Origin of the sequence: Solibacillus sp. FSL K6-1554, assembly GCF_038005185.1 — a bacterium.
Taxonomy (GTDB): Bacteria; Bacillota; Bacilli; order Bacillales_A; family Planococcaceae; genus Solibacillus; species Solibacillus silvestris.
Window position 1 is genome coordinate 1 of sequence record NZ_JBBOSS010000001.1, and the last position, 10000, is coordinate 10000.

Sequence of the window (10000 nt, forward strand, 5' to 3'; positions counted from 1 at the left end):
TTGGAACATTTAGAAAACCTATGGAATGCCGTCCTTGCCCAAGCTGAACAGAAAATCTCGAAACCGAGCTTTGATACTTGGCTGAAATCAACAAAACTTCTTGCGCATAGTGGCACAAAAGTGACGATTTCCGCGCCTAACTCTTTTGCCCGCGATTGGCTTGAACAATATTACATCCATATGATTACAGGAATATTAAACGAGTTAACTGGAGAGGATCTAGTCATTAATTTTGTTGTCCAGAAAGATCAGACGGCAGACGACTTTGAACTACCGCCCCCAATTACTCAAGCAAAATCAAGTGAACACCATGACATTACCCCGGGTATGCTCAATCCAAAGTACACATTTGATACATTCGTTATTGGTTCCGGTAACCGCTTTGCCCATGCAGCGAGCTTAGCTGTAGCAGAAGCACCCGCAAAAGCTTACAACCCGTTCTTTATTTATGGGGGGGTAGGTTTAGGGAAAACTCACTTAATGCATGCAATTGGCCATTATGTAAAAGAACATAATCCGACAGCAAATGTCGTCTATTTATCATCCGAAAAGTTCACAAATGAGTTCATTAACTCCATCCGTGATAATAAAACAATCGATTTCCGAAATAAATACCGCAATGTTGATGTACTGCTAATTGACGATATTCAATTTTTGGCTGGTAAGGAATCGACACAAGAGGAATTCTTCCATACATTCAACACACTGCATGAAGAATCAAAGCAGATTGTCATCTCAAGTGACCGCCCTCCAAAGGAAATCCCTACTTTAGAGGACCGTTTGCGTTCACGCTTTGAGTGGGGACTAATTACAGATATTGCACCACCAGATTTGGAAACACGTATTGCTATTTTACGTAAGAAGGCCAAAGCTGATGGACTCGATATTCCAAATGAAGTCATGCTTTATATTGCCAATCAGGTTGATACAAATATTCGTGAACTTGAAGGGGCATTAATACGGGTTGTGGCCTATTCATCCTTAGTAAATATGGATGTTTCGCCTGAACTTGCTGCAGAAGCTTTAAAAGATATTATGCCAAATTCAAAACCGCGCTTGATTTCGATTTTAGATATTCAAACTGCAACTGGTGAACATTACAGTATACGTCTGGAAGATTTTAAGGCTAAGCGCCGGACAAAATCGATTGCTTATCCTCGTCAAGTGGCGATGTATTTATCGCGTGAGCTAACAGATTACTCATTACCTAAAATTGGTGAGGAGTTTGGAGGCCGTGATCATACAACAGTGATCCATGCCCATGAAAAGATTTCTTCCTTACTTAAAACAGATCAGCAGCTTCAGCAGGATATTAAACAAATACGTAGTATGTTAGGTAAATAATCTCTGTGTATAACTTTATGTTTTTCACACATACCTATTCACAGCTTATCAACATGTGGATAGCGTGCTCTGCCTGTTTAAATTAGGGGTTATCCACAAATTCACAGGCCCTATTACTATATCTATTAATATCTTTAAATAAATAATTAATTATATAAGAGAGGTAAACTAATGAAATTTACTATTTTACGTGATCGTCTTTTAGCAGGATTAAACGATGTAATGAAAGCTGTAAGTTCCAAAACAACGATTCCTATTTTAACGGGAATTAAAATTGATGTTACAAACGAAGGTATGACGTTAACTGGTAGTGATGCAGACATTACAATCCAGACTTTCATCCCGGTAGAAGAAAATGGCGAACAAATTATGGATATTACTCAAACAGGCTCTATTGTGCTACAAGCTCGTATGTACAATGAAATTATCCGTAAATTGCCGACAAATGAAGTTGAAATTGAAATTACGAACGGCTATGCAACAATCATTCGTTCAGGTAAATCGGAATTCCACCTTATCGGCTTAGATGCAACAGAATATCCACAACTACCTGAAATTGCTGCTGACCGACAATTTACGATTCCAACCGATTTATTAAAATCAGTTATTAGAGAAACTGTATTTGCTGTAGCGACATCGGAAAGCCGTCCGGTGTTGACAGGTGTAAACTGGAAAGTTGAAGGCGATGCATTAATATGCGTTGCAACGGATAGTCACCGTTTAGCACGCCGCAAAGTCAATCTTGAAAATTTACCAAATGATATTACTTCAGTCGTAATTCCAGGTAAAAGTTTAAATGAATTGAACAAAATTTTAGAAGACACAAATAATCCGGTTCAAATCGTATTAACAAATCAGCATGTATTATTTAAAACAGATGATGTCCTGTTCTTCTCTCGTCTTTTAGAAGGCAATTATCCGGATACATCACGTTTAATTCCGGAAGAGTTTAAAACAATGATCACTATTAACGGAAAATCTTTATTGCAGGCAATTGACCGTGCTTCACTTTTAGCTCGTGAAGATCGCAATAATGTTGTTCGTTTTGAAACACTTGAAAATCAAACGGTCGAAATTTCATCGAATTCACCTGAGATTGGTAAAGTTGAAGAGCAGATCCAAGTGGAAAGTTTAGAAGGCGAAAATTTGAAAATTTCATTCAGTGCGAAATATATGATGGAAGCCTTAAAAGCGATCGATGGACAAGATGTAGTCATTGAATTTACAGGTGCAATGCGCCCGTTCATCTTACGTTCTGTTGCGGATGATGCAATATTGCAGCTGATTTTACCGGTACGTACTTACTAAAATTCAATAAAAATTCTAAAAGGAAGGGTCTTAACTTGTTATTGAGACCGTTCCTTTTTTACTTATGGACAATTTTTAGGTATGATAGAATGATAAGACTTTATTTAAGTGGAGGATGAATTACGTTGAATGAATTAGTAATTGATACAGAATATATAACGCTTGGTCAAGCGCTGAAAATGACAGATACAATTAGCTCTGGCGGTATGGCAAAGTGGTTTTTAAGTGAACATGAAGTGTTTGTAAATGGAGAAGTGGAAGATCGCCGCGGGAAAAAACTGCGTCATGGAGATGTAGTTAATATTCCTGGTGTAGGACGTTACAAAATTGTCGATGCATTTATTGAAAACGGAGAAAATTAATTCATGAACATCGAGCGCTTGCAGCTAACAAATTATCGTAACTACGAATCGTTAACACTGGATTTTTCAGATAAAATTAATGTTTTTATTGGGGAAAATGCCCAAGGAAAAACAAATGTAATGGAATCAATCTATGTACTAGCGATGGCCAAATCTCATCGTACCGCGAACGATAAAGAATTAATACGTTGGGATGCGGATTATGGTAAAATAGAAGGTGTGGTAAATAAGCGTTACGGTGGCGTTCCTATCGAATTGACGATTTCAAAAAAAGGCAAAAAGGGCAAAATCAATCATCTTGAACAAACGAAACTAAGCAATTATATCGGACAGATGAATGTAGTAATGTTTGCACCTGAAGATTTGAATATCGTAAAGGGCAGCCCCCAAATTCGCCGAAGATTCATCGATATGGAAATCGGACAAATTTCCCCTGTTTACTTACATGATTTACTAACATTCCAAAAGATTTTGAAACAACGTAATCATTTATTAAAAAAGAATATGGGTAAACAATCACTCGCATCCGATGTGATGTTTGAAATTTATACTGAACAATATGTGCAGGCGGCAATTCAAATTATTCGTAAAAGATTTCAGTTTATCGAGCTTTTACAGGATTGGGCTGAACCGATTCACTTTGGTATTTCGCGGGGATTAGAAAAGCTCGTCATAAAATACCGTCCTGTAACCGGGATGGATGCAAGCTGGACTGCCGAAGAAATGGCGGATTACTTAACAAAGAAGCTAGAAGAAGTGAAGCAGCGTGAAATTGAGAGAGGCGTAACACTTATAGGGCCTCATCGGGACGATCTGCAGTTTTTTGTCAATGATTATGATGTTCAAGTATATGGCTCACAAGGACAGCAACGCACGACGGCATTATCTTTAAAACTTGCCGAAATTGAACTGATCAAACAGGAAACGAAGGAAACACCGATTCTTTTATTGGATGATGTTTTATCTGAATTGGACGATTATCGCCAATCACATTTATTAAATACAATTCAAGGTGAGGTCCAGACATTCGTTACAACAACGAGTGTAGAAGGCATTCACCATGACACAATACAGCACGCAAAATTGTTCCGTGTCACACAAGGAACAATTGAACAACCATAAGTGCATTGAAATACGTAAAAAAGAAGCATACTGATAGTTATGAAAGAGTAGGTGAACAATAGTGGCTTTAGAAGATAATAAAGTCCAGCAATCTTATGATGCGGATCAAATACAAGTATTAGAAGGATTAGAGGCTGTTCGAAAACGTCCGGGCATGTATATTGGTTCAACAAGTTCAAAAGGATTGCACCATTTAGTTTGGGAGATTGTTGATAATAGTATTGATGAAGCTTTAGCAGGTTATTGTTCAGGAATCACAGTAACAATTGAACAAGACAATTGGATTCGCGTAGAAGATAACGGTCGTGGTATTCCCGTAGATATTCAGGAAAAAATGGGTATGCCTGCTGTTGAAGTAATTATGACAGTACTGCACGCCGGCGGTAAATTCGGAGGCGGAGGCTACAAAGTATCAGGTGGTCTTCACGGTGTAGGTGCTTCTGTAGTAAACGCATTATCAAGTCAGACAATTGTTCAAGTACATCGAGATGGTAAAATCCATGAAATTATTTTTGAGCGCGGTCATACTGTTCAACAATTAACAGTCATTGGCGAAACAGACCATACAGGTACAACAACTCGATTTAAAGCGGACAGTGAAATATTTAAAGAAACAACAGTTTATGAATACGATATTTTAGCAACACGTATCCGTGAATTAGCCTATTTAAATCGCGGCATCAGCCTGACGATTGCAGATGAGCGTACAGGACAGGAACGTTCGGAGACATTCCACTTTGAAGGCGGTATTCGCGAATATGTTGAGCATATTAACGAAAATAAAGAAGCGATTCATGCGCCAATTGATGTGTTGGGTGAAAAAGAAGGCATTACGGTTGAAATTGCCATGCAGTATAATGCAGGTTTCAGCTCGAATATAATGTCTTTTGCGAACAACATTAACACATATGAAGGTGGTACCCACGAATCGGGCTTTAAAACTGCCTTAACACGTGTTATTAACGACTATGCCCGCAAATCAAACTTAATTAAAGAATCGGATGCCAACCTTACAGGCGAAGATGTTCGTGAAGGTTTAACGGCAATTGTCTCAATAAAACACCCGGAACCTCAGTTTGAGGGTCAAACAAAAACAAAACTAGGGAACTCTGAAGTAAGCCAGATTACAAATGCTTTATTCTCAGACGGATTTGAACGTTTCCTGCTTGAAAATCCGTCGGTAGCACGTCAAGTTATTGAAAAGGGTACAATGGCGGCACGTGCTCGTGTAGCAGCGAAAAAGGCTCGTGAATTTACACGTCGTAAATCTGCATTGGAAGTTTCAAGCTTACCAGGTAAGTTAGCAGACTGTTCTTCAACAAACCCTGCCGAATCTGAAATCTATATCGTAGAGGGTGACTCTGCCGGTGGTTCTGCTAAATCAGGACGTGACCGTCATTTCCAGGCGATCTTACCATTGCGCGGAAAAATCCTTAACGTTGAGAAAGCACGCTTAGACCGTATTTTATCGAATGCCGAAATTCGAGCGATGATTACAGCATTTGGTACCGGTATTGGTGAAGAATTTAATTTAGAAAAAGCACGTTATCATAAAATTGTAATTATGACGGATGCCGATGTCGATGGTGCACATATTCGTGTACTATTGCTGACATTCTTCTTCCGTTTCATGCGTCCGTTAATCGAAGCGGGCTATGTATATGCAGCAAAACCGCCTCTTTATCAGGTGAAACAAGGGAAACATGTTGAATACTGCTACTCAGATCAGGAGTTAGAAGATATTTTAAACCGTCTGCCGAAGTTACCGAAACCTAATGTACAGCGTTATAAAGGCTTAGGGGAAATGAATGCGACACAATTATGGGATACAACAATGGATCCAGAGCACCGTACTTTAATTCGAGTAGAATTGGATGATGCAATTGAAGCGGATAAAATTTTCGATCACTTAATGGGTGATGAAGTTGCACCTCGTCGTGATTTTATCGAAGAAAATGCAGTATACGTGCAAGACTTGGATATTTAACAGCTTTCAGCGGTTTGAAAACCCGCTGAAAGATGCAATTATGCTCGGGCATAATTGATTAGTTAGTGCAATTGGAAGGAGGTCCTTATTTTGTCTGACATTCAGCATGGACATATTGAATCTAGAAATATTACAACAGAAATAAAATCATCTTTCTTAAGCTATGCGATGAGCGTTATCGTTTCGCGTGCCTTACCAGACGTACGTGATGGGCTTAAACCAGTACATCGTCGTATCCTCTATGGTATGCAGGAGCTAGGAAATACTTCAGATAAACCATATAAAAAGAGTGCCCGTATTGTAGGGGACGTAATGGGTAAATTCCACCCTCACGGTGACTCATCAATTTATGATGCAATGGTGCGTATGGCGCAAGACTTCAGCTACCGTTATATGCTAGTCGATGGCCATGGTAACTTTGGTTCTGTCGATGGCGACGGTGCAGCAGCAATGCGTTATACGGAATCACGTATGTCAAAGATCGCGATGGAAATGTTGCGCGATATTAATAAAGATACGATTGATTATGGACCGAACTATGATGGTAGTGAAAATGAACCTTTAGTATTGCCGGCGCGCTATCCGAATCTATTAGTGAATGGTGCTTCTGGTATCGCAGTAGGTATGGCTACAAATATACCGCCTCATCATCTTGGAGAAACAATTGACGGCGTATTAGCAGTGGCAGATAACCCAAGCATTACAACAGAAGAGCTAATGGAAATCATTCCAGGTCCGGATTTCCCTACAGGGGGAATTATTCTGGGGCGCAGCGGTATTCGCCGTGCATATGAATCGGGCCGTGGTTCACTGACAATTCGGGCTAAAGTAGAAATTGAGCAAGCTTCTAACGGCAAAGAGACAATTCTAGTACACGAATTGCCATATCAGGTTAACAAAGCGAAACTAATTGAAAAAATTGCTGAGTTAGTTCGCGACAAAAAAATCGATGGCATTACTAATTTACGTGATGAATCAGACCGTAATGGTATGCGTATTGTAATTGAAGTACGCCGTGATGCAAATGCAAATGTCGTATTGAACAATTTATTCAAGCAAACAGCGATGCAATCAAGCTTTGGTGTAAATATGCTTGCGCTAGTTGACGGGCAGCCAAAAGTATTAAGTCTAAAAGAAGTGCTTTATCATTACTTAGAACACCAGAAAGTAGTTATTAAACGTCGTACTGCATTCGAACTTCGAAAAGCAGAGGAACGTGCACATATTTTAGAAGGTTTACGTATTGCGCTTGATCATATCGATGAAATTATTTCTATTATCCGAGCATCTCGCAGCGGGGAAGAAGCAAGACCTCAATTAATGGAGCGCTTTAATTTATCTGAACGCCAAGCACAGGCAATTTTAGATATGCGTCTTGTGCGTTTAAGTGGGTTGGAACGCGAAAAAATTGAAGCTGAGTACCAGGAACTATTAAAATTAATCGATGAATTAAAAGCGATTTTAGCTGACGAAGCAAAAGTAGTCGAAATTATCCGTACAGAAATGACGGATATTAAAGAACGCTACAGTGATGAGCGTCGTACTGAAATTACAGCTGGCGGCTTAGAAATGATCGAAGACGAAGATTTAATTCCTCGTGAAAACTCGGTACTGACATTAACACATAACGGGTATATTAAACGTTTAGCTGCGAACACGTATCGCTCACAAAAACGTGGTGGCCGTGGTGTACAAGGTATGGGAACGAATGAAGATGACTTTGTAGAACATTTATTATTCACTTCTACACACGATACAATTCTGTTCTTCACTTCAAAAGGGAAAGTGTTCCGTGCAAAAGGATATGAAATTCCTGAGTTTGGTCGCCAAGCGAAAGGTTTACCAATAGTAAACTTGCTTAATATTGATAAAGGTGAGCATGTTACTGCAATGATTCGTGTAACAGAGTTTAAAGAAGATGCTTACTTTATCTTTACTACGAAAACAGGGGTAACAAAACGTACACCTGTTGATCAGTTTGCTAATATCCGTACAAATGGTTTAATCGCCATTACATTACGTGAAGACGATGATTTAATTTCTGTTCACTTAACGGATGGCACGAAGGAAATTATTATCGGTACAAGCGATGGTATGTTAGTACGATTTAAAGAAGACGATATTCGTTCAATGGGTCGTTCAGCTGCCGGGGTACGCGGTATTAAACTTCGTGAAGGTGACTTTGTAGTAGGTATGGAAATTCTTGAACCAGGTCAGGAAATTTTAGTTGTCACTGAAAATGGTTACGGTAAACGTACACCAGAATCTGAATACCGTTTACAAAGCCGTGGCGGATTAGGTCTGAAAACGATGCAAATTACCGATAAGAACGGTAAAATGTGCGCGGTAAAGGCTGTGGATGGATCAGAAGACATTATGCTGATTACGATTAACGGTATGTTAATCCGAATGGATGTAAACGATATATCTGTTATCGGGCGTAGCACACAGGGCGTTCGTTTAATCAGACTTGCTGAAGGCGAATATGTAGCAACTGTGGCACGAGTAAAAAAAGAAGAAGATGCTCCGGATGATGAAGAAATCGATTCCGAAATTGAGGGAGAGTCCGATTCAGGTATAGAAGAGTAATTTAAAAAGTAATCTAGTTAGTTTAGACTATCTAGATTACTTTTTTTGGTTGTATTTTATTTTCCATTCGTTATAATTAACTTATAATATGAAAAATTTAGCAGTTATCTAGTAAGAGTAAATTATATGATAAGATTTTTTCTTCCGTATAACTGATAATAAGCATAAGGGGTTGTGAAATTGGAAGCAATATTGATAAGAGTTGAGGAATTGCAGTTAGGTAAGGTAATTGCTGAAGATATTTTCGCCAATACACAATATCCGATTATCTATAAAAATACAAAAGTAAAACCTGAGCACTTACGTGTGTTTGATTTATTTAATTTAAAAACAGTATTAGTACATAATGAAATTGAAGTTGAAGAAATCGAGCTGAATGAAGAAAAATTGGATATCCCTCCAGTAGCTATACCGCTACAGCAATTCACAAGTTTCGAAAAATATTATCTTGATGGTATTGCACAATTGAAAAAAGAGTTTTCAAATTGGGAAGCGGGCGGAAGAGTCGATCTGACAAAAGTGAGAAACATAATGCTCCCGTTAATGGATATGGTTTTAGAGGATCGCTCTTACATATTCGATTTAAACAGTTATTCGAATGCAAAGGACTATTTATATCATCATTGCATCGCTACCGGATTAATTGCAGCAGTCATTGCAAAGAAAATGGGATATGAACGAGGGGATACGATTCAGCTGGCTATCGCCGGAATGCTAGCTGATTGTGGAATGTCGCGAATTCCCTCACGTATACGGGATAAGAAGAGTGTATTAACAGAATCAGAATTTGGGGAAGTACGAAAACACCCTTACTATAGTTACTTACTAATCAAAAACGTAACCGCTATAAAGGATATTATGAAAGTTGCTGTATATCAGCACCATGAACGTTTGGATGGCAGCGGCTATCCAAAAGGTGATCGTATCGGGTCAATTTCAATATTTGCCCAAATTATTGCTGTAGCAGATGTGTTCCATGCAATGACTAGTGAGCGTATGTATCGTTCAAAACAATCTCTTTTCAAAGTAATTGAAATGATTAAGGAAGAGGAGTTTGGAAAATTCGATATTAAGGTTGTTCAGGCTTTAATGAATATTGTCGTTGACTTACCAATAGGAACGAAAATTGAATTATCGAATTTAGAGTTGGGTGAAGTAATGTTCATTAATAAGTACTCACCTACACGCCCACTTGTAAAATTGACACGTACAGGAGAAATTGTGGATCTTTCATCTAATAGAAGCTTTTATATTTCACGTGTAATTACTCAGGGATATAAACTGAACT

At 38.6% G+C, this 10000-nt stretch carries 7 protein-coding genes (1 of these 7 cut by a window edge); all 7 read left to right on the plus strand.

All coding sequences use genetic code 11. The features are described 5' to 3' along the window. On the plus strand, positions 1–1344 hold a 1344-nt coding region (dnaA, locus tag MHB58_RS00005; RefSeq protein WP_445683142.1), incomplete at its 5' end, for a chromosomal replication initiator protein DnaA. A 171-nt stretch (positions 1345–1515) separates the two neighbouring features. Beyond that, positions 1516–2652, plus strand: a complete 1137-nt coding sequence (dnaN, locus tag MHB58_RS00010) for a DNA polymerase III subunit beta (RefSeq protein ID WP_008408392.1) — start codon at positions 1516–1518, stop codon at positions 2650–2652. 125 nt (positions 2653–2777) lie between these two features. Then, entirely contained in the window at positions 2778–3014 is a 237-nt protein-coding gene (gene yaaA, locus MHB58_RS00015; protein ID WP_014822343.1) for a S4 domain-containing protein YaaA, read from the plus strand. A 3-nt stretch (positions 3015–3017) separates the two neighbouring features. Further along, on the plus strand, positions 3018–4136 hold the full coding sequence (gene recF / locus MHB58_RS00020) for a DNA replication/repair protein RecF (protein WP_008408394.1): 1119 nt from the start codon (positions 3018–3020) through the stop codon (positions 4134–4136). A gap of 61 nt (positions 4137–4197) precedes the next feature. Further along, a complete protein-coding gene (gene gyrB, locus MHB58_RS00025; protein WP_014822342.1) occupies positions 4198–6123 on the plus strand; it encodes a DNA topoisomerase (ATP-hydrolyzing) subunit B in 1926 nt (641 codons plus the stop codon). Between the two features lie 90 nt (positions 6124–6213). Then, entirely contained in the window at positions 6214–8712 is a 2499-nt protein-coding gene (gene gyrA / locus MHB58_RS00030) for a DNA gyrase subunit A (protein ID WP_065217713.1), read from the plus strand. Positions 8713–8886: 174 nt separating this feature from the next. Continuing rightward, positions 8887–10000: the 5' portion of an HD-GYP domain-containing protein gene (locus tag MHB58_RS00035; RefSeq protein WP_340734468.1), read on the plus strand. It continues 2 nt past the right edge of the window; only the first 1114 of its 1116 coding nucleotides appear in the window; it begins with the start codon at positions 8887–8889; its stop codon straddles the right edge of the window (only 1 of its three bases is visible, at position 10000).

Excerpts from the sequence above, each read along its gene's own strand:
- dnaN (WP_008408392.1), top strand. The coding sequence starts at position 1,516 with ATGAAATTTACTATTTTACGTGATCGTCTTTTAGCAGGATTAAACGAT.
- recF (WP_008408394.1), top strand. The coding sequence starts at position 3,018 with ATGAACATCGAGCGCTTGCAGCTAACAAATTATCGTAACTACGAATCG.